We start from the raw sequence: 20,159 nt of genomic DNA, 5'->3' as shown, positions 1-20,159 counted from the left end.
ACTAATTCGGATGCTCACACAATGGGGCCAGAAACTCAAATAATGCACGTGAAGACAACGTGTTAGCGCCATAAGCCCGAACGGGCACGATCGGCATCAGCGCATTACAGACCACCATTTCATCGGCATGTTGCAGCGCTTCTTCGCGGGCATTCGTTTCGACAACCTGAAAAGACGATTGTGCCAGTTTCCGGATACAGAATTGTCGCATAATACCGTTCACTCCCGCCTGATCGAGGCGCGGCGTGTAGACCACATTGTCTTTTCGCCAGAATAAATTAGCCGCACAGCATTCCGTAACCCAGCCCTCACTGTCAAGAACCAGCGCCTCATCGGCGTCCGTCTGCTCAAGATGAGAGCGGATCAGCACCTGTTCGAGACGGTTCAGGTGCTTAATACCGGCGAGCAGAGGGTTGCGGCCCAGACGAACCGGGCTTAAGGCGAGCACGATCCCTTGCTCGCGCCAGAGGTCATAATGTTGCGGATACGCAAAGACGGAGAGAATGCGGGTGCTGTCATGGCAATTCGCGCCGCTGTATCCTCGTCCCCCACTGCCACGACTGATGATCACCTTCAGAACCGCGCGCGAATGACCAGCGGCCAGCGTGGTCATTTCCCGTTCAAGCGCGTCCCAGTCATCAAAGGCGATCTGCAATGTCGTGCAGGCCACCTGCAAACGCCGCAGATGCGCCGCCAGCAGCGAAACCGCGCCGTCGAGAATACGCGCAGTGGTAAAACAACCATCGCCAAACTGGATAGCGCGATCGCTTGCGGGAAGAGATTCCTGTTCACGGCCATTGATCAAGAACATAGTGGCTCCTTATGAGTGGCACGTTAGTGTCGCAGGATGGATGGCGCAGGACAAGGGAAGTGCACGCAATAAAAAAGGCCCGACAAGCGGACCTCTTTTAGCCAGGAAGCAGAACGGCGGTCAGACCTTTTTAAAGATCAATGAACCGTTAGTTCCACCGAAACCGAAGGAGTTACACAGCGTGTACTCCATTCCGCTGACCTGACGCGCTTCGTGAGGAACGAAGTCCAGATCGCAACCTTCATCCGGGTTATCCAGGTTGATGGTCGGCGGAACAGCCTGATCGCGCAGCGCCAGGATAGAATAGATCGACTCTACCGCGCCCGCTGCACCCAGCAGGTGACCGGTCATGGACTTCGTGGAACTCACCATCACTCGGCTTGCCGCATCGCCAAAGACGGATTTAACCGCCTGCGCTTCTGCTTTATCGCCAGCCGGCGTGGATGTCCCGTGGGCGTTAACGTAACCAATCTGACCAGGTTCAATTGCCGCATCACGCAGCGCGTTGACCATCGCCAGAGCTGCGCCAGCACCGTTTTCCGGCGGTGACGTCATGTGGTAAGCGTCACTGCTCATCCCGAAGCCAACGACTTCAGCATAAATTTTTGCACCGCGCGCTTTTGCATGCTCATACTCTTCCAGTACGACCATGCCCGCACCATCACCCAGTACAAAGCCATCGCGCTCTTTGTCCCACGGGCGGCTGGCTGCTTGCGGGTTTTCATTGCGGGTAGACAGCGCACGTGCTGCGCCAAAGCCGCCTACGCCCAGTGGCGTACTGGCTTTTTCAGCACCGCCCGCGACCATCGCGTCCGCATCGCCGTATGCAATGATACGCGCGGCTTGACCGATGTTATGTACGCCTGAGGTGCAGGCGGTCGCGATAGAGATGCTCGGCCCACGCAGGCCATACATAATGGTCAGGTGACCTGCCACCATGTTAACAATCGTCGACGGAACGAAGAATGGGCTGATTTTACGCGGTCCACCGTTCACCAGAGAACTATGGTTTTCTTCAATCAGTCCGAGACCGCCAATACCAGAGCCGATAGCGGCACCAATACGGGATGCGTTCTCTTCCGTTACTTCAAGGCCAGAATCCTGCATGGCCTGCCAGCCTGCAACAATTCCATATTGTATGAAGGCATCCATCTTGCGCTGTTCTTTGCGCGAGATAATGTCATCACAGTTAAAATCCTTTACTAAGCCAGCAAATTTCGTTGCATAGGCGCTAGTATCGAAATGGTCGATCAGGCTGATGCCACTCTGACCGGCAAGGAGAGCTTTCCAGGTAGACTCTACGGTATTGCCGACAGGAGACAACATGCCCAGTCCGGTCACAACTACACGACGCTTAGACACGGTTGTCCTCCAGGGAGGGATAATTGATTCAAGTGGGACAAAAAGATAAAACTCAGGCGGTCGAATGACCGCCTGGAGATGTTCACTTACGCCTGGTGGCCGTTGATGTAATCAATGGCAGCCTGAACGGTGGTGATTTTCTCAGCTTCTTCGTCCGGAATCTCAGTATCAAACTCTTCTTCCAGAGCCATTACCAGCTCAACGGTGTCAAGAGAATCTGCGCCCAGGTCTTCAACGAAAGAAGCATTGTTGGTAACTTCTTCCTGCTTAACGCCCAGCTGTTCGCCGATAATTTTCTTAACGCGTTCTTCGATAGTGCTCATACTCTTAAATTTCCTATCAAAACTCGCTTTCGCGATGGTTTTCGTAGTGTATAAAATGTTGAAAAATTTGCAACTAAATCCCGGCAGGTCTTACCACGATTTTACGTTATTTTGAGGCCAAGACCTATAATAACGCAAATATTTTTCTACGCGTCACCCTTCAAATTGTCTCTGTGTTGGCTGCGTCCTCCATGCCTGGTCACATAGTCATCTATGCTCGCAGGCTTTTCGGTCTTGCCGCCTTGATACAATTTGGATGATTTTGCGTATCTCGTGGTTAAACCATATACATCCCGCCGTTGACGTGCAAAGTCTCACCCGTGATGTAACCTGCTTCGTCAGAGGCTAAAAATGCAACCGCACTGGCGATCTCTTTCGGATCGCCAAGACGACCTGCAGGAACTGCCGCCAACGTACCCGCACGCTGCTCATCAGTCAGCGCACGCGTCATGTCCGTTTCAATAAAGCCCGGAGCAACAACGTTCACCGTAATACCGCGGGACGCAACTTCGCGCGCCAGCGATTTACTGAAGCCGATCAGACCCGCTTTCGCCGCAGCGTAGTTAGTCTGACCCGCATTTCCCATGGTACCAACCACAGAACCGACAGTGATAATCCGCCCATGACGTTTTTTCATCATAGCGCGCATTACCGCTTTTGACAGGCGGAAAACTGATGAAAGATTGGTTTCGAGAATATCGCTCCACTCATCATCTTTCATTCGCATCAGCAGGTTATCACGTGTGATACCGGCATTATTAACCAGGATATCCACTTCACCAAATTCTGCGCGAATTTTTTCCAGAACAGATTCGATAGATGCAGGATCAGTCACATTCAACATCAGACCTTTACCCTTCGCACCTAAGTAATCGCTAATGGCCTGAGCGCCACTTTCGCTGGTCGCGGTTCCGATAACGGTCGCGCCACGGGCAACGAGCGTCTCTGCAATTGCGCGGCCAATACCGCGACTTGCACCGGTAACCAGCGCGATTTTTCCTTCAAAACTCATGGTGTTCCTCTTTTATTGCGCAAGTGCCACCGACATCGCCGCCGGTTCGTTCAGAGCCGAGGCCGTCAGGGTATCAACAATACGTTTCGTCAGGCCCGTGAGGACTTTACCCGGTCCCACTTCATACAGGTGTTCGACACCCTGCGACGCCATTAATTCGACGCTCTTCGTCCACTGTACCGGACTGTACAACTGGCGCACCAGCGCATCGCGAATGGCGTTCGCGTCAGTTTCGCACTTCACATCCACGTTGTTAATAACCGGTACAGACGGCGCGTTAAAGGGTATTTTAGCTAATTCCGCCGCCAGTTTTTCCGCCGCCGGCTTCATCAGCGCACAGTGAGACGGTACGCTCACCGGTAACGGCAGCGCACGTTTCGCACCGGCAGCTTTACAGGCTGCACCAGCACGCTCAACGGCTTCTTTATGCCCGGCAATAACGACCTGACCCGGCGAGTTGTAGTTCACCGGTGAGACGACCAGGCCTTCTGCCGCGTCTTCACAGGCTTTCGCAATGGACGCATCATCAAGACCGATGATAGCAGACATGCCGCCGGTGCCTTCCGGAACCGCTTCCTGCATGAATTTACCACGCAGTTCAACCAGACGCACTGCATCAGCAAAATTAATGACACCGGCACAAACCAGCGCAGAGTATTCACCCAAGCTATGACCCGCCATCAGCACTGGTGCTTTACCGCCCTGTTGCTGCCAGACGCGATACAGCGCAACAGACGCGGCTAACAGCGCAGGCTGCGTCTGCCAGGTCTTGTTCAGTTCTTCAGCCGGCCCCTGTTGGGTCAACGCCCACAGGTCATAGCCCAGCGCCGCAGAAGCTTCAGCGAAAGTCTCTTCGACGATGGGGTAACTTGCCGCCATATCGGCTAACATTCCAACGGTCTGGGAACCCTGTCCAGGGAACACAAATGCGAATTGCGTCATGTTTAAATCCTTATACTAGAAACGAACCAGCGCGGAGCCCCAGGTGAATCCACCGCCAAAGGCTTCAAGCAACACAAGCTGACCTTCTTTAATACGTCCGTCACGCACGGCTTCATCCAACGCGCAAGGGACGGAGGCCGCAGACGTGTTGCCATGCCTGTCCAGTGTCACCACCACATTGTCCATTGACATGCCCAGCTTTTTGGCCGTCGCGCTGATGATACGCAGGTTAGCCTGGTGCGGAACCAGCCAGTCGAGTTCGGAGCGGTCAAGGTTATTGGCCTCCAGCGTCTCGTCGACGATGTGCGCCAGTTCAGTCACCGCCACTTTGAACACTTCATTGCCCGCCATCGTCAGATGAATCGAATTTTCCGGATTCACACGATCGGCATTCGGCAGCGTCAGCAGTTCGCCATAGCGACCGTCAGCATGCAGGTGGGTAGAGATGATGCCCGGCTTGTCGGAAGTGCTCAGCACCACGGCACCCGCACCATCGCCAAAAATAATGATGGTTCCACGATCGGTCGGATCGCAGGTGCGCGCCAGAACATCGGAACCGATCACCAGCGCGTGTTTAACCGCGCCGGATTTAACGTACATATCGGCGACGCTCAACGCGTAAGTAAAACCGGCACATGCTGCGGCGACGTCAAACGCCGGGCAGCCTTTGATGCCCAGCATGTTCTGAATCTGGCACGCCGCGCTGGGGAAAGCATGTGTCGCTGAGGTGGTCGCCACCACAATCAAGCCAATCTGTTCTTTATCAATGCCCGCCATTTCCAGCGCGCGTTGGGCCGCCTCAAAACCCATCGTTGAGACGGTTTCATTCGGCGCAGCAATATGGCGTTCACGGATACCTGTACGGGTGACAATCCACTCGTCAGACGTATCGACCATTTTTTCCAGATCGGCGTTAGTCCGCACCTGTTCAGGCAGATAGCTGCCAGTACCAATAATCTTTGTATACATGTACGCTCAGTCACTTTTTGGTTATATACCGCGCATCACAACGGCTAAGAGGCTGGGGCTCTCACGCCACACCGTAATCAGTGTGGCTGTGATGTGTCGCCATTGCCAGCGTCCAGCATTGTAAATCCAGCTGGGTATACAGATTCCAGGCGAGCGGCAATTCGCTGAGGAACTTGTCGCTGCACCGCCTGCACTGCCTGTTCAATCGCGACGGTAAACGCTCGCTGATTGGCTGCACCATGACTTTTTATCACCGTGCCGCGCAATCCTAACAGACAGGCGCCATTATACTGGTCGGGGTTGAGGTGACTGAATCGCCTCGCCAGGCTTTTTTGTAACCAACGTTTTAATATCAGCAGCCACCACGACCGTTTTTTACCCTCACCCTGAGATTTCAGCAGTGAAAGGAACATTCTGACAACACCTTCCATCGTCTTTAATGTGACATTGCCTGTAAAACCGTCACATACCAGAACATCCGTTTTCCCCGTCAATAACTCATTGGCTTCAAGATAGCCGATGTAATTGATGGAAGGGATTGTTTTTAGCACCACAGAAGCATCCCGAATACTGTCGAGACCCTTGGTTTCTTCTTCACCGATGTTGAGCAAGGCCACGCGAGGGTTGTTGATACCGACCACTTCTTCCGCAAGCACCGAGCCCATAATGGCAAATTGCACCAGCATGTTGCTGTCGCAATCGACATTTGCCCCCAAATCGAGGACCACCGTCTTTCCTTTCTGCTGGTGAGGTAAAACCGTCACCAACGCAGGACGCTCAATACCGTCCAGCGGTTTGAGCAATAATTTTGCAAGTCCCATGAGCGCCCCGGTATTCCCGGCGCTGACACAAGCTTGTGCTCGCCCTTCTTTCACGAGTTCCAGCGCCACACGCATCGAGCTACCGCGACTGGCGCGGATTGCCTGCGAAGGCCGGGCATCACTGGCGATAACTGACTGTGCAGGGATAATCTGCAGACGCGAACGTTGTTCAAAGTCAGCTTTAGCGAGTAATGGCGTGATTGTATCGGGATCCCCGACTAAAAGAAGTGTGAGTTGTGAATTAGAATTCAGTGCCTGCAATGCTGCAGGCACTGTCACGGAAGGGCCGAAATCTCCCCCCATGACATCTAACGCCAGGGTTAGACGTGTCAAAGTCGTTTCGCCGCCTGGTTTGGTATTTCCCCGTAGCAACGGGGAAGTTCCTCACTAAGCTTCATCACGCGGATGCGTGATTACTTAGCGATTACCTTGCGGCCACGGTAGTAACCGTCGGCAGTGATGTGGTGACGCAGGTGTTTTTCACCAGAAGTTTTGTCTACAGACAGGCTGGTGACTGCGGTCAGAGCGTCATGAGAACGACGCATGCCACGTTTGGAACGGGTTGGTTTATTCTGTTGTACGGCCATGGACCTTACTCCTCAATTACTTACGCTTTAAGCTGGCTAATACGGCAAATGGGTTTGGTTTTTGCGCTTCATCAGGCAGTTCACCAAAGACCATGTCCGCCTCGGACACTTCACAGTGTTCAGAATCATGCACCGGAACTACCGGCAAGGAGAGGATAATTTCATCTTCTACCATTGCAAGCAGATCGATTTCACCGAATTCGTTAACCTCAATCGGCTCATACGCTTCCGGGAGTGCTTCAGCCTGTTCGTCAGAACGAACCGGACTGAAACAATACGTTGTGTGAACATGATAAGGAAACGGCTTCCCGCAACGCTGACATTCGAGCGTTACCGAAACCTTTGCATCACCGGTAATAACGGCAAGACGTTGGTTATCGATAGCGAACGACATGGAGCATTCCACATCACTGTCCACACTGACTACAGAATCGGCGACGCGCTCTACCAGATCAGAAGTATAGATACCTTCATAATCGAGGCGTTTTTGAGCCGTACGAACCGGATCAAGAGTCAGGGGTAATTTTACCTTTTGCATAGGGCGCGCATATTAACTTTGTAACGTCATATAGTCAAAGAAAAAGGCAGCCTGCGGTTGCCTTTTGCCAATAATTCGCACACATTGCGGTTTACAGACTTATTTTCGCTCAGGTGACACCAAAGTGGCATACCTGAAGGACGAAGAGCATAGTTTAAAATGGCTCTCATCAATACGCTATATCTGGTGGAAAAAATATGCCTAATCTCATTCTTGCCTCCACATCTCCCTGGCGCCGCGCCCTGCTGGAAAAACTGGCGATGCCCTTTGAATGCGCGGCCCCTGAGGTAGACGAAACGCCAATGCCCGCGGAGAGTCCTCGCCACTTAGTCACTCGCCTTGCGCAGGAGAAAGCGCAGTCACTGGCTCACCGCTTCCCTGCACATCTTATTATTGGTTCCGATCAGGTGTGCGTGCTGGACGGCGAGATCACCGGTAAACCCTTAACGGAAGAGAAAGCCTGCCAGCAGCTAGCCAAAGCCAGCGGCAATATCATTACGTTCTATACGGGTCTGGCGCTGTATAACTCTGCGACGGGACATTTACAGACGGAGGTGGAGCCGTTTGACGTTCATTTCCGCCATCTCAGCGAGACGGAAATTGAAGACTACGTGCGCAAAGAGCGCCCGCTACACTGCGCAGGGAGTTTTAAAAGCGAAGGACTGGGGATTGCTCTCTTTGAACGGTTGGAGGGTCGCGACCCCAACACGCTGATTGGTTTGCCGCTGATCGCGCTGTGTCAGATGTTACGTCGGGAAGAGATGAACCCGCTCAAAGCATAACCGTGTCTTGCCTGATGGCGCTACGCTTATCAGGCCTACGCATGATTTGTAGGCCTGATTAGTTGCGTTCGCGGCAATCAGGCGGGTTTACGTAACGCCTGCAAGCAACGCTTCAACCGATCGTCCATCGGCGCTTCAATGCGCAATACCTCACCGGTACCTGGATGGGTGAACTTCAGCGCTGCCGCATGCAGGAACAGACGCGATAAGCCGGTTCCCGCCAGTTGTTTATCGAACTCGCGGTCACCGTAGCGATCGTCAAAAGCAATTGGATGCCCCGCATACTGGGTGTGGACTCGGATCTGGTGCGTACGGCCGGTCACCGGGCTACAGCGAACAAGCGTAGCAAAGGCGTAGCGCTCTTCTACTTTAAAGCGCGTTTCCGACGGTTTGCCTTCCTGATTCACCCGCACAATGCGTTCGCCGCTTTGCAGAATGTTTTTCAATAAAGGTGCCTGAACCGTTTTGACATGCGACTGCCACTGCCCGCGTACCAGAGCGAGATAATCCTTCTGCATCCCCTTTTCACGCAGTTGCTCATGCAGCGAACGCAGTGCCGATCGTTTTTTCGCCACCAACAGCACACCGGACGTATCGCGGTCAAGGCGGTGTACCAGTTCGAGGAAACGGGCTTCCGGACGCAGGGCACGTAACCCCTCAATCACGCCAAAGCTTAACCCGCTCCCTCCATGCACAGCGGTTCCCGACGGTTTATTCAGCACCAGGATATGGTCGTCTTCATAAAGGATGACGTCAGCCAGCGCCGCCACTTTTTGCAGATGCGGTGATACGGCCTCGTCTTCACGCTCAGCCACGCGAACTGGCGGAATACGCACTTCATCGCCCGCTTCCAGTTTATATTCGGGTTTGATGCGTTTTTTATTCACCCGCACTTCGCCTTTACGCAAAATGCGATAAATCATACTTTTCGGTACGCCTTTGAGCTGCGTGCGCAAAAAGTTATCAATACGTTGCCCCGCTTCGTCAGCAGTAATAGCAACTATTCTTACGGATGGAGTCTCTGTTTTCATGGGGGCCGATTCTAAATAGCCATAAGGATTAGCGCCACTCATTTTTCTATGCTTATATTTATCTTTATCCTTCTTCACTCACGTGCTTCATGACTGATTTGGTGGTTATTAAACCAATCACCGCGCAGAAGTGAAAAAACTGTGAGTAAGCGGGTGATAAATGGTAAAAGTCATCTTGCTATAACAAGGTTAGCAGTGGAATAATGTCACCGCTTCCGTGCTGAATCTTGTTAAAACAAGGAATTTTACGGAAAGACCCATTTTGTCCGAACGATCATCCACGCAGCAATGGCGTAAGACGTATTGATCTTTCAGACAGTTAGCGGGCTGCGGGTTGCAGTCCTTACCGGTAGATCGGATCTTCTCTGGAGAGTAATACCCAGGCGGTTCCCCTGATAATTGCGCTGCGTTTCCGTATGAAACGCAGGCAACCGACACTCTGCGCCTCTTTGAGCTGACGATAACCGTGAGGTTGGCGACGCGAATAGACACGAGGCCATCGGTTCACACCCGGAAAGGCAATACTCTGCCCGCAGCTTAGTCGTCAATGTAAGAATAATGAGTAAGTTACGATGAAAAGAATGTTAATCAACGCAACTCAGCAGGAAGAGTTGCGTGTTGCCCTTGTAGATGGGCAGCGTCTGTACGACCTGGATATTGAAAGTCCTGGACATGAACAGAAAAAAGCGAACATCTATAAAGGCAAAATCACCCGTATCGAACCGAGTCTGGAAGCCGCTTTTGTTGATTACGGCGCTGAACGTCACGGTTTCCTCCCGTTAAAAGAAATTGCCCGCGAATATTTCCCCGCCAATTACAACGCTCATGGTCGTCCAAACATCAAAGATGTGCTGCGCGAAGGCCAGGAAGTTATCGTTCAGATTGATAAAGAAGAACGCGGCAATAAAGGCGCTGCGCTGACCACCTTTATCAGCCTGGCGGGCAGCTATCTGGTTCTGATGCCAAACAACCCGCGCGCGGGTGGCATCTCTCGTCGCATCGAAGGCGACGACCGTACGGAACTGAAAGAAGCGCTGGCAAGTCTTGAACTGCCTGATGGCATGGGTCTTATCGTACGCACCGCGGGCGTCGGCAAATCTGCCGACGCGCTGCAGTGGGACTTAAGCTTCCGTCTGAAGCACTGGGAAGCCATTCAGAAAGCGGCTGAAAGCCGCCCTGCTCCGTTCCTGATCCACCAGGAGAGCAACGTGATTGTTCGCGCCTTCCGCGACTATCTGCGTCAGGATATCGGTGAAATCCTCATCGATAACCCGAAAGTGCTCGAACTGGCGCGCCAGCATATTGCGGCGTTGGGTCGTCCCGATTTCAGCAGCAAAATTAAGCTCTACACCGGTGAAATCCCGCTGTTCAGCCACTATCAGATTGAGTCGCAGATTGAGTCCGCCTTCCAGCGTGAAGTGCGTCTGCCTTCCGGCGGCTCCATTGTTATCGACAGCACTGAAGCGTTGACCGCCATCGACATCAACTCCGCTCGCGCAACCCGCGGCGGCGATATCGAAGAAACCGCGTTTAACACCAACCTGGAAGCGGCCGATGAGATCGCTCGTCAGTTGCGTCTGCGCGACCTCGGCGGTCTGATTGTTATCGACTTCATCGACATGACCCCGGTACGCCATCAGCGTGCGGTGGAAAATCGTCTACGTGAAGCCGTTCGTCAGGATCGTGCGCGTATTCAGATAAGCCATATTTCTCGCTTCGGCCTGCTGGAGATGTCCCGTCAGCGCCTGAGCCCGTCGCTGGGCGAGTCCAGCCATCACGTTTGCCCGCGCTGTAGCGGCACCGGCACCGTGCGTGATAACGAGTCGCTGTCCCTGTCTATTCTGCGTCTGATTGAAGAAGAAGCGCTGAAAGAGAATACCCAGGAAGTCCACGCGATTGTGCCTGTACCGATTGCCTCTTATCTGCTCAATGAAAAGCGTACAGCCGTTAATGCGATTGAAACCCGTCAGGATGGTGTGCGCTGTGTGATCGTGCCAAACGATCAGATGGAAACGCCACACTACTCCGTGCTGCGCGTGCGTAAAGGCGAAGAGACGCCGACCCTGAGCTACATGCTGCCGAAGCTGCATGAAGAAGCGATGGCGTTACCGTCTGAAGAAGAGTTCGCTGAACGTAAACGTCCGGAACAACCCGCCCTCGCCACTTTTGCGATGCCGGAAGTTCCGCCTGAGCCAACGCCTGCCGAACCGGTAGTGAAAGCCGCTGCGCCGAAGGCCGTCGTTGCGCCAGCAGCGCCTGCTGAACCGGGCCTGTTGAGCCGTTTCTTTGGTGCGCTGAAATCGCTGTTCAGCGGTAGCGAAGAAGCGAAGCCCGCCGAGCAGCCTGCACCGACCGTCACAGAGAAGCCGGAACGTCAGCAGGATCGCCGTAAGCGTCAGAACAACCGCCGCGACCGTAACGATCGCAGTGAACGTCGTGACAGCCGTGATAACCGCGATAATCGTGGCGAACGTTCAGAGAGCGGTGAAAACCGCGATGAAAACCGCCGCAATCGCCGCAACGCGCAGCAGAATACCGAGACCCGCGATAACCGTCAGCCGTCTACCGACGCCGCGGATAAAGTGAAGTCCGGTGATGAGCAGCAGCAACCGCGTCGCGAACGCAACCGCCGTCGCAGCGAAGACAAACGTCAGGCTCAGCAAGAAGTGAAAGCGCTGAATCTTGACGAACAGCAGACCCCGGAGACAGAACAGGAAGAGCGCGTTCGTCAGCCTCAGACGCGCCGTAAACAGCGTCAGCTGAGCCAGAAAGTGCGTTACACCAGCAATGCGTCTGAAGCTGAAGTTGTGGAAACCGCCGCAGAAGAGAACGTTACCGCACCGGTCGTAGAACAAACTGCGCCGACGCAAAGCACTGAACTGGTGAAAGTGCCATTGCCTGTTGTGACAGAAGTTGCCTCTGAGCAGGATGACAACGGTGAAGCACGTGATAACGCCGGTATGCCGCGTCGTTCCCGTCGTTCCCCACGCCATCTGCGCGTGAGCGGTCAGCGTCGTCGTCGTTACCGTGATGAGCGTTACCCGCTGCAGTCACCGATGCCGTTGACGGTTGCTTGCGCTTCTCCGGAAATGGCGTCCGGCAAAGTGTGGATCCGCTATCCGGTAGCACGTCCTCAGGACGCGCAGCCAGAAGCACAGGAAATCGAACAGGTGCAGGCACAACCCGTTGTGTCCGAACCGCAAGCGGTAGCTGCTGTCGTTGAAACCGTTGCCGCGGTCGAACCGACTGTTGAAACGGTGGTTGAAACGATAGCAACAGAAGCACCGGTTCAGGCTGAAGCGATGGTTGAGACCTCACATCCGGAAGTGATTGCCGCCCCGGTTGTTGAGCAACCGCAGGTGATTACCGACGCCGATGTCCCGGTCGCCGAAGAGGTTGCCGCTCAGGCAGAACCGGTCGCTGAAGCTCAGGAGACCGCTTCGGAGGTTGAAGAGACGTCTGAAATCGTCGCGGTAGAACCCGAAACGGTGGTGGAAGAAACTGACGTTGTGGCGGTTGAACCTGTCGCCGTTGAACCTGAAGTAGTTACAGATCCTGAAGTAGTTACAGAGCCTGAAGTGGTCGCCGAACCGATTGAAGCGCCTGCAGTCGTTGAAGCGCCAACAATGCCTGCACCGGTCGCCGAAACCGTTGACGTTACACCGGTCACTGAAATCGCGACACCAATAGCAGCAGAAACTGTTGCTGAACATAGCCATGCAACCGCACCGATGACCCGCGCACCAGCGCCGGAATACGTGCCGGAAGCGTCGCGCCACAGTGACTGGCAGCGCCCCGCTTTCGCCTTTGATGGCAAAGGTGCCGCAGGCGGTCACAGCGCAACGCATCATGCGTCCGCCGGACCGACCCGTCCTCAACCTGTCGAGTAAAATCGATAGCGTAAAAAGCCGACCTCCGGGTCGGCTTTTTTTATTCCACTTCCGGTCGCCGCATTCCTGCCAGTTCCGGCATCACCTTTTTCATCAATTCCAGAAACTTACGCAGACGAGTGGGATAATAACGCGCCCACGGGTAGACCAGATGCACCGGCAAAGGTGCGGCCTGCCAGTCAGGCACTAATTCGACGAGTCGCCCTTGCGCGATATCTTCTGTCACCGTCCAGCTTGACACCACTACCACGCCTAACCCCGCCAGCGCGGCATTGCGCGCTACGTAGATACTGTCGGTACTCAGTCGCGGCGTAATCGGAAAGGTCACCGGCTCCCGGCGGTATTGATGGGTGAGCGAAACATTGTGCTGGTAGAACGTATTGACGGCAATCCAGGGCAGTGACGATAGCTGTTCCGGCACAGCAATGGTATCAAACTGCGCCAGCAGCGCAGGTGCTGCGACCACGCTACGCGGAACTTCCGCTAACAGCACAGAAACCGTCGCCGGATCGACCTCCGCACCGACGCGGACCGCACAGTCGATATTGTCACTGAGAAAATCGACCGTCTTGTCATTGAGCATCCACTCCACCGACAGATTGGGATAGCGCGCTAAAAAACGCAGTAACGGCGTGAGGAGCTGTTGCTGACCAAAGGCATGCGGTGCCCGTACACGCAGCATCCCGACGGGTTCGTCTTCCGTCACGTTGAGACCGTCTTCCAGCGCCAGCCAGGCATCAATAATATGTTTGGCATGCTGATACCCGCGCTCACCGTCGTCAGTCAGTTTCATGGCGTGTGTAGTGCGTAATACCAGCTTTACCCCCAGCATCGCCTCCAGCGACTGCAACCGTCGGCTGATCGTCGCCTGGGTGGTGTTTAACTGTCGGGCAGCCGCTGACAGCGAACCGGCCTCCACAATGCGCACAAACGTCCGCATCAGTTCCACCCTGTCTATACGTTCATTCTTTATCATTATCTGAATGCTCATACACCTTACGTATAACAGTTTTACCACTTCGCTGGCTACCAGGCCACCGCTGTTCAGAGAAAAATAGCCCCACACCTGTGATTGAGGATTTTGAAATGAACACACCGTCTCGTTGGCTCATCTTTGTTCTGGCGCTGGGCGCGGGTTTTAGCGTTGCCGCCATCTACTATGCGCAACCGTTATTGCCGTTAATGGGGGCCGATTTGGCACTCAGCATCACCGGTATGGGTCTGGTACCCACGTTAACGCAGGCTGGCTATGCGTTGGGGATCCTGTTTTTGTTGCCGCTTGGCGACCGCTACGATCGACGGACGCTTATCCTGGCGAAAAGTGCGGCACTCGCCCTGCTGTTGCTGGCCTGTAGCGTCACCGGGCAGTTGCATTCCCTGCTGACGGTAAGCCTTTTGCTGGGGATGGCCGCCACGATGGCGCAGGATATCGTCCCGGCAGCGGCCATTCTGGCCCCCGAAGGTAAGCAGGGAAAAACGGTAGGAACGGTGATGACCGGCCTGCTGCTGGGTATTTTGTTGTCACGTACCGTGAGCGGTCTGGTCGGGGAAGCCTTTGGCTGGCGAGAAATGTATCAACTCGCGGCGCTGAGTATTGCGCTGGTGGGCGTGCTGCTATGGAAAGTCCTGCCCCCGTTCGCCGCCCACTCCACGCTGCGCTACCCCGCGCTGATGGTGAGCCTGGCGCAACTATGGCGTCGCTATCCGGCACTGCGTCGTGCCGCCCTGGCTCAGGGCTTTCTGTCCGTCGCGTTCAGCGCATTCTGGTCAACGTTGGCCGTAATGCTCGCCGAACATTATCGGATGGGCAGCGCCGCCGCAGGCGCATTTGGTATCGCCGGGGCCGCCGGGGCGCTGGCTGCACCGCTGGCAGGCCATCTGGCGGATAAAGTCGGGGCAGAAAAAGTAACACAACTGGGAGCATTACTGGTGACCGTCTCTTTTGCGCTGATGTTCCTGCTACCCACTTTACCCGTGCACGGTCAGTGGTTGCTCATTGCGCTCTCCGCCGTCGGGTTTGACCTGGGACTGCAATCGAGCCTGGTGGCACACCAGAACCTGGTATATAGCCTGGAGCCACAGGCCCGGGGGCGCCTGAACGCGTTGCTGTTCAGCATTGTGTTTATCGGTATGGCGTTAGGTTCCGTGCTCGGCAGTCAGGTGTATGAGCTGGCGAACTGGCAAGGTGTCGTCACGCTGGCCACGCTCAGTGGCGCCATTGCGCTGGTCATCAGACTGGCGGGGAAGCGGTCATCTGCCCATCTGCACGTTAGCGTATAACCGGCAAAAAAATGCCCGCTCCGGGGTGAGTTGGAGCGGGCAGACAAAACATACCCAGTTTCATGATATGTTTCAAATCGGTATTAACGGTTGAGCTGGAACAGCGACATCCCCTGCATATCGGTAAAGGCTTTATAGGATGCCTGGAGCGCCGCCTGCTGCATGACATACGACGAAATCGCCGCGTTCCAGTCCACATCCACCAGATTACTCATCTGCTGCGTTTGCCCTAATGCGCGATCGGTACCCAGCGAGTCCAGTGAACTCAACTCACTCAGTTGGGTGCCCAGTTCCGCACGCACGCTCAGTACGTTGTTGAGTGAGTTCTTCAGGCCACGGTTGGTTTTATCAATCACCGCTTTCGCCTGCTCTTTCAGCGTTGCATCATCACCCACAGGGGAATTCAACGAGGCAATCGCCGAATCCAGCATTTTGAACAGGCTGGTTTCGGACGTCCCGTTGTTGGGTTCCGGAACCGCATTACTGGTGATGGTGTCGAAAATTTTATTGCCGGTGTGGCCGATGATCATCGTGCGGGAAGCATCGACCTGTTGAGTGATGCTATCGGTACCGCCGTTGTAGGTGCCATCAGCCTGAGCAAACGGCGCCGTTTCCGTTTTATAACCGGCAAAAATATAGCGCCCGTTACCGTCGGTGCTGTTTGCCAGGTTCATCAGCTGATCGCGGATCCCCTGTAAGTCAGTCGCCAGCGAGGCGCGGTCATCGTCGCTTAACGTCCCGTTACCGGCACTGACGATTTTTTCCTGCGCGCTCTGAATCGCGGTTGTCACCTGGCTCAGTACGTTCTCTTCCAGCGAAACCTTCTGCGTGGCGAAGGTTCGCGCCAGGGCGAACTGGCTGTTCTCCGCCTGCGCCTGTGACAGCACCACGGCCTGTGAGGCGGCGATAGGATCGTCAGACGGATTGATCACCCGCTTCCCCGTCGACATCTGCTCACCGTACTTCATCCATTCCGCCTGGGAATTGGTGATACCGAGCATGTTCTGCTGGTACATCATTTGGGTACTGATACGCATCGTTTCCTGCTCCCTTAGCGGATATTCAGCAGTGCATCAAACAGAGAGTTGGCGGTTTGCAACACCTGGGCATTAGCCAGGTAATACTGCTGGAAACGTTGTAGGTTGCCGTACTCTTCGTCAAGGTTGACGCCGGAAATAGACTGTTGCTGTTTGGTTAACTGCGTCACCACGTTGCCCTGGGTGGTGCTGCTGGTTTTCAGCGTCGCGGTTTTGCTACCCACATTACTTACCAGCGTAGCGTAGGCGTCGTTAAACGATTTTGAGCCGCCCACGGTGGTGTCGTTCTTTTGCAGATCCAGCAGCGCCTGGCCGTTGCGGTTGTCGCTTTCACCGGCCGTTGCGTCCTTCGCCATCGCAATTTGCGATTCGTTAGTCACCAGAACGCCCATATTGATGATGGCGTCGCTGACCGGCTTGACGATGAAGCTGTCATTTTTAGCAGGGTCAACATCGATGCTAATCTCCAGGCCATCGAAGGTCAGTTTGCCCGCGTCATCGGTGGCTTCAAAACTGGTGCCATCAGCAAGACGTGTGACCTGCCATTTGGCCCCGTCGTAGACCATCTTATAATCGGTCGCCTGGACTTCTGAAGCAGTCTTCACTGTCGCGGAGATGCTGCCCGTATTCTTGCTATTTCCATACACAGCCGGGTCGCCGATACTGAAGAAATCGACATTATTTTTGCCGTTCGCATCATACCCCTCGCGGTGCTGCTGGTTAAACGCGTCAGCGAATGCCAGCGCCAGTTGCCCCAGCGTATTGCGCGTCTGATCCAGATCCTGAGAACGGAAAGTCAGCAATCCGCCGAGCGAACCGGTCGTGATCAATTTTTCCGGAATTTCGATATTGCCCGCGATGGAATCCACATAGGCAACGGTGGTACGCGAAGGATCGGCCTGCGACTGAACTGCCGCTAACTGGCGCGCATTGCTGCCCTGTACCAGTGAGTAGCCGTTCGCCATGGTGATGTTATAGGTGCCGCCGTCCTGCACGCTCACCTCGACACCGACGATTTTATTCAGCTCGCTGACCAACTGGTCGCGCTGATCAAGCAGGTCATTCGGCGACGCCCCTGCCCCCACGCCGGTCAGACGCGAGATCTGGTCGTTCAGGCTGGCAATCTGCTTACTGTAGTTGTTGATCTGATCGACGCTGGAACCGATCGCGATATTGACCTGTTTGTCCTGATCGCGCAGATACTGGTCGGTCGTTTTAAACTGGTTAACCAGCCCGTTGGCTTTACCAATCAGAGTCTGACGCGCCGCCGGATCTTCGGCGTTACTCACCAGCGTTTGCAGGCTGGTGAAAAAATCCTGCATTGACACGGAGACAGAACTGGTTTTGCTGGCCAGCAGATTATCGACTTTGGACATCTGCTCATAACGGGTCGTCAGACCGCTGCTCTGATTCTGCGCCGCACGCAGCTGATTGGTAATGAACGAATCGTATTCGCGCTGTACACCCGAAACATAGACACCATTGCCCACCCAACCACCGGCACCCAGCGTGCTATTGGCTTGCGCCATAATGGTCGTCTGACGGGTATAACCCGCAACGTTATAGCTGGAGATGTTGTTACTGGCAGTATTCAGCGCCGCCTGAGCCGCGCTCAGCCCGCTCATGGCGTTATTAATCAAGCTGGACATGGAAGTTCCTTTTAATCCTTCAGTTACAAATTATTATCGGCAGCAGGTCGTGGGACTTGAGCCCTTTAGAAGAGATTGTCGAGATTCGTACTGTAGGCGTTGCTCACCTTCTCGCTCATCGACTTCAGCTGTTGGATCATGCTGGTCAATTTACGCGCATAGTTCGGATCGGTGGCATAGCCCGCGCTCTGCAATGCCTGTGCGCCCTGCTCCGCCGTGACCGCCGTGGTCACGGCAGCGTAGCGCGGATTACGGGTCAGCAGACCAACGTAATCCGACAGCGCTTCGAGATACGAGCTGTACACGCGGAACTTGGCCTTCACCTTTTTCGCTTCGCCGTTTTCATATTCAGTGGTAGTGATTTCCGTCACTGGCCCTTTCCAGTTGCCGGAGGCCTTCACGCCAAACAGGTTGAAGCTCGGCTCGCCGTTTTCCCGGCGAATCTGCCGCTGGCCCCAGCCCGATTCCAGCGCCGCCTGCGCCAGAATCAGGTGATGCGGTACGCCGCTCTGTTCACTGGCCAGACGGGCCGGAAGGGACAACTGGGCGAGGAAGTCTTTGCTGTCGCCGGAGAGCGGTTCATCATTGCTCTCCAGCGTTCTCGGCATCGCTTTACGCACCAGTTGCGTCAGCGCCTGATTCTGATAACTGGTCACCGTTTCCAGCGGGAACTTCATCGGCACCTGCGGGGTATCTTCCGCTGGCTGCGTCTGCCCCTGCGTCATCTGCTTAACCATCATTTCCGCCAGCCCCAGTCCTTTCCCGGCGGTCATCTGCTGCGCAATCTGCTGGTCATACATGCTGGTATACAGGCGCGTCTGATCGCTGCTGAAGACGCCGTCTTTCGGCAGCGCTTCGCGCATGCTTTTCAGCATCATCTGGACGAACATCCCTTCCACCTGCCGGGCCACCGGACGGATGTTCGCCGCCGGATCCTGACCCGCTTTCGCCTTCAGTTCGTTCAGCGATTGTGCATCCCAGGCGGCGCTGGCCATCAGTTTGCTGTCGCTAATCATCAGATGATTTCCAGTTTCGCGCGTAAGCAACCGGCGCTCTGCATGGACTGCAGAATTGACATCAGATCCATCGGCGTTGCCCCCAGCGCATTCAGCGCACGGACCACGTTGTTCAGATTGGCACTGGAGCGGACGCTTTGCAGCGAACCGCCGCTCTGGCGCAGATCGATCTGCGTTTGCGGTGTAACCACCGTCTGACCGCCGCCAAACGGCGTATCCGGCTGGCTTACGTTAGCCTGACGGTTAACGGTGACAGAGAGATTCCCCTGCGCAACGGCACAGCTATCCAGCATCACTTCGCGGTTCATCACCACTGAACCGGTACGTGAGTTGATCACCACTTTCGCATCCTGCGGCGTCATGCTCACCTCCATGTTCTGGATATCCGCCAGGAAGCGAACCTGAGAACTGTTGCCGCTCGGCACACGAACCTGAATCGTACGCGCATCCAGCGCGGTGGCGCTGCCAAAGCCGCGCGACCGGTTGATGGTGTCAGCAATTTGCTGCGCCATGGTGAAATCTTCATTATTCAGTTGCAGGTTCAGCGTGTTACCCGCGCCGAACTGACTGGGCAACTCACGTTCAATCGTGGCTCCGTTGGTGATTCGACCGCCGTTAAGCTGGTTCACCTGCACGCTGCTGCCCCCCGCAGACGCCCCGGCGCCGCCGACTAAAATATTCCCCTGCGCCAGCGCATATACCTGGCTGTCGACCCCTTTCAACGGCGTCATCAGCAGCGTACCGCCGCGCAGACTTTTGGCGTTCCCCAGCGAAGACACCACCACGTCGATGGTTTGTCCCTGGCGGCCAAAGGCCGGGAAGGAGGCGGTAACCATCACCGCCGCGACGTTTTTCAACTGCATGTTCGTCCCGGTCGGCACAGTGATCCCGAGCTGCGAGAGCATGTTGTTCAGGGTTTGTGTGGTAAATGGTGTCTGGGTGGTCTGGTCACCGGTCCCGTCCAGCCCCACGACCAGGCCGTAGCCAATTAACGAGTTTTCACGCACGCCCTGCACGCTGGTCAAATCGCGGATACGATCGGCGTGCGCCAGCGTGGCGACGAGGACCAGAACCAGTCCAACAACAGATTTCAACATGGGAGACCTCGC

Annotated in this window: 18 protein-coding genes; 3 read left to right on the top strand and 15 right to left on the bottom strand. The window is 55.1% G+C overall.

Translation table 11 applies throughout. The features are described 5' to 3' along the window. Position 1: 1 nt before the first annotated feature. The 9 genes from pabC to yceD form a co-directional block, all read right to left on the bottom strand. Positions 2-811 (bottom strand): aminodeoxychorismate lyase, encoded by an 810-nt coding sequence (gene pabC, locus ACERJC_RS04960; protein WP_371895999.1) that lies wholly within the window; start codon positions 809-811, stop codon positions 2-4. Positions 812-931: 120 nt separating this feature from the next. Further along, positions 932-2,173, bottom strand: a complete 1,242-nt coding sequence (gene fabF, locus ACERJC_RS04955; protein WP_152405072.1) for a beta-ketoacyl-ACP synthase II — start codon at positions 2,171-2,173, stop codon at positions 932-934. An 86-nt stretch (positions 2,174-2,259) separates the two neighbouring features. Then, positions 2,260-2,496, bottom strand: coding sequence for an acyl carrier protein (acpP, locus tag ACERJC_RS04950; protein ID WP_000103754.1), 237 nt, complete (start codon positions 2,494-2,496; stop codon positions 2,260-2,262). A 277-nt stretch (positions 2,497-2,773) separates the two neighbouring features. Continuing rightward, a complete protein-coding gene (gene fabG, locus ACERJC_RS04945) occupies positions 2,774-3,508 on the bottom strand; it encodes a 3-oxoacyl-ACP reductase FabG (protein ID WP_373671174.1) in 735 nt (244 codons plus the stop codon). A 12-nt stretch (positions 3,509-3,520) separates the two neighbouring features. Beyond that, positions 3,521-4,450 (bottom strand): ACP S-malonyltransferase, encoded by a 930-nt coding sequence (gene fabD / locus ACERJC_RS04940; RefSeq protein ID WP_373671173.1) that lies wholly within the window; start codon positions 4,448-4,450, stop codon positions 3,521-3,523. Positions 4,451-4,465: 15 nt separating this feature from the next. Continuing rightward, positions 4,466-5,419, bottom strand: a complete 954-nt coding sequence (fabH, locus tag ACERJC_RS04935; protein ID WP_046479400.1) for a beta-ketoacyl-ACP synthase III — start codon at positions 5,417-5,419, stop codon at positions 4,466-4,468. Positions 5,420-5,496: 77 nt separating this feature from the next. After that, on the bottom strand, positions 5,497-6,573 hold the full coding sequence (gene plsX, locus ACERJC_RS04930) for a phosphate acyltransferase PlsX (RefSeq protein ID WP_072015706.1): 1,077 nt from the start codon (positions 6,571-6,573) through the stop codon (positions 5,497-5,499). 80 nt (positions 6,574-6,653) lie between these two features. Next, on the bottom strand, positions 6,654-6,827 hold the full coding sequence (gene rpmF / locus ACERJC_RS04925; RefSeq protein ID WP_000290727.1) for a 50S ribosomal protein L32: 174 nt from the start codon (positions 6,825-6,827) through the stop codon (positions 6,654-6,656). Positions 6,828-6,843: 16 nt separating this feature from the next. Then, positions 6,844-7,365 carry a 23S rRNA accumulation protein YceD gene (yceD, locus tag ACERJC_RS04920; protein ID WP_152405074.1) on the bottom strand — a complete coding sequence of 174 codons (522 nt, stop codon included), beginning with the start codon at positions 7,363-7,365 and terminating at the stop codon, positions 6,844-6,846. A gap of 197 nt (positions 7,366-7,562) precedes the next feature. Here yceD and ACERJC_RS04915 point away from each other — a divergent pair, with 197 nt between their 5' ends. Next, complete coding sequence (locus ACERJC_RS04915; RefSeq protein ID WP_042319634.1) at positions 7,563-8,147, top strand: Maf family protein; 585 nt, start codon at positions 7,563-7,565, stop codon at positions 8,145-8,147. 77 nt (positions 8,148-8,224) lie between these two features. Here ACERJC_RS04915 and rluC read toward each other — a convergent pair whose 3' ends face one another. Further along, complete coding sequence (gene rluC / locus ACERJC_RS04910; protein ID WP_178823139.1) at positions 8,225-9,178, bottom strand: 23S rRNA pseudouridine(955/2504/2580) synthase RluC; 954 nt, start codon at positions 9,176-9,178, stop codon at positions 8,225-8,227. 572 nt (positions 9,179-9,750) lie between these two features. Between rluC and rne the strand changes: the two genes are divergently transcribed. Next, a complete protein-coding gene (gene rne / locus ACERJC_RS04905; RefSeq protein WP_373671172.1) occupies positions 9,751-13,068 on the top strand; it encodes a ribonuclease E in 3,318 nt (1,105 codons plus the stop codon). Positions 13,069-13,108: 40 nt separating this feature from the next. Here rne and ACERJC_RS04900 read toward each other — a convergent pair whose 3' ends face one another. Continuing rightward, positions 13,109-14,044, bottom strand: coding sequence for a LysR family transcriptional regulator (locus tag ACERJC_RS04900; protein ID WP_152754397.1), 936 nt, complete (start codon positions 14,042-14,044; stop codon positions 13,109-13,111). 110 nt (positions 14,045-14,154) lie between these two features. Here ACERJC_RS04900 and ACERJC_RS04895 point away from each other — a divergent pair, with 110 nt between their 5' ends. Next, the gene (locus ACERJC_RS04895; RefSeq protein ID WP_373671171.1) at positions 14,155-15,348 is read left to right on the top strand and encodes an MFS transporter; all 1,194 of its coding nucleotides are present in this window, start codon (positions 14,155-14,157) and stop codon (positions 15,346-15,348) included. An 83-nt stretch (positions 15,349-15,431) separates the two neighbouring features. On the opposite strand, the gene flgL is transcribed toward ACERJC_RS04895, so the two are convergent. The 4 genes from flgL to ACERJC_RS04875 form a co-directional block, all read right to left on the bottom strand. Further along, complete coding sequence (gene flgL / locus ACERJC_RS04890) at positions 15,432-16,385, bottom strand: flagellar hook-associated protein FlgL (protein WP_373671170.1); 954 nt, start codon at positions 16,383-16,385, stop codon at positions 15,432-15,434. A gap of 14 nt (positions 16,386-16,399) precedes the next feature. Continuing rightward, positions 16,400-18,034, bottom strand: coding sequence for a flagellar hook-associated protein FlgK (flgK, locus tag ACERJC_RS04885; protein WP_286633085.1), 1,635 nt, complete (start codon positions 18,032-18,034; stop codon positions 16,400-16,402). Between the two features lie 65 nt (positions 18,035-18,099). Beyond that, a complete protein-coding gene (gene flgJ, locus ACERJC_RS04880; RefSeq protein ID WP_152405081.1) occupies positions 18,100-19,050 on the bottom strand; it encodes a flagellar assembly peptidoglycan hydrolase FlgJ in 951 nt (316 codons plus the stop codon). After that, positions 19,050-20,147 (bottom strand): flagellar basal body P-ring protein FlgI, encoded by a 1,098-nt coding sequence (locus ACERJC_RS04875; protein ID WP_152405082.1) that lies wholly within the window; start codon positions 20,145-20,147, stop codon positions 19,050-19,052. Before ACERJC_RS04875 ends, flgJ begins: the two co-directional genes overlap by 1 nt. Positions 20,148-20,159 lie beyond the last annotated feature (12 nt).

This window comes from Citrobacter telavivensis, from assembly GCF_041807075.1.
GTDB lineage: Bacteria > Pseudomonadota > Gammaproteobacteria > Enterobacterales > Enterobacteriaceae > Citrobacter_A > Citrobacter_A telavivensis.
This window is presented reverse-complemented; position numbering and strand designations above follow the sequence as displayed.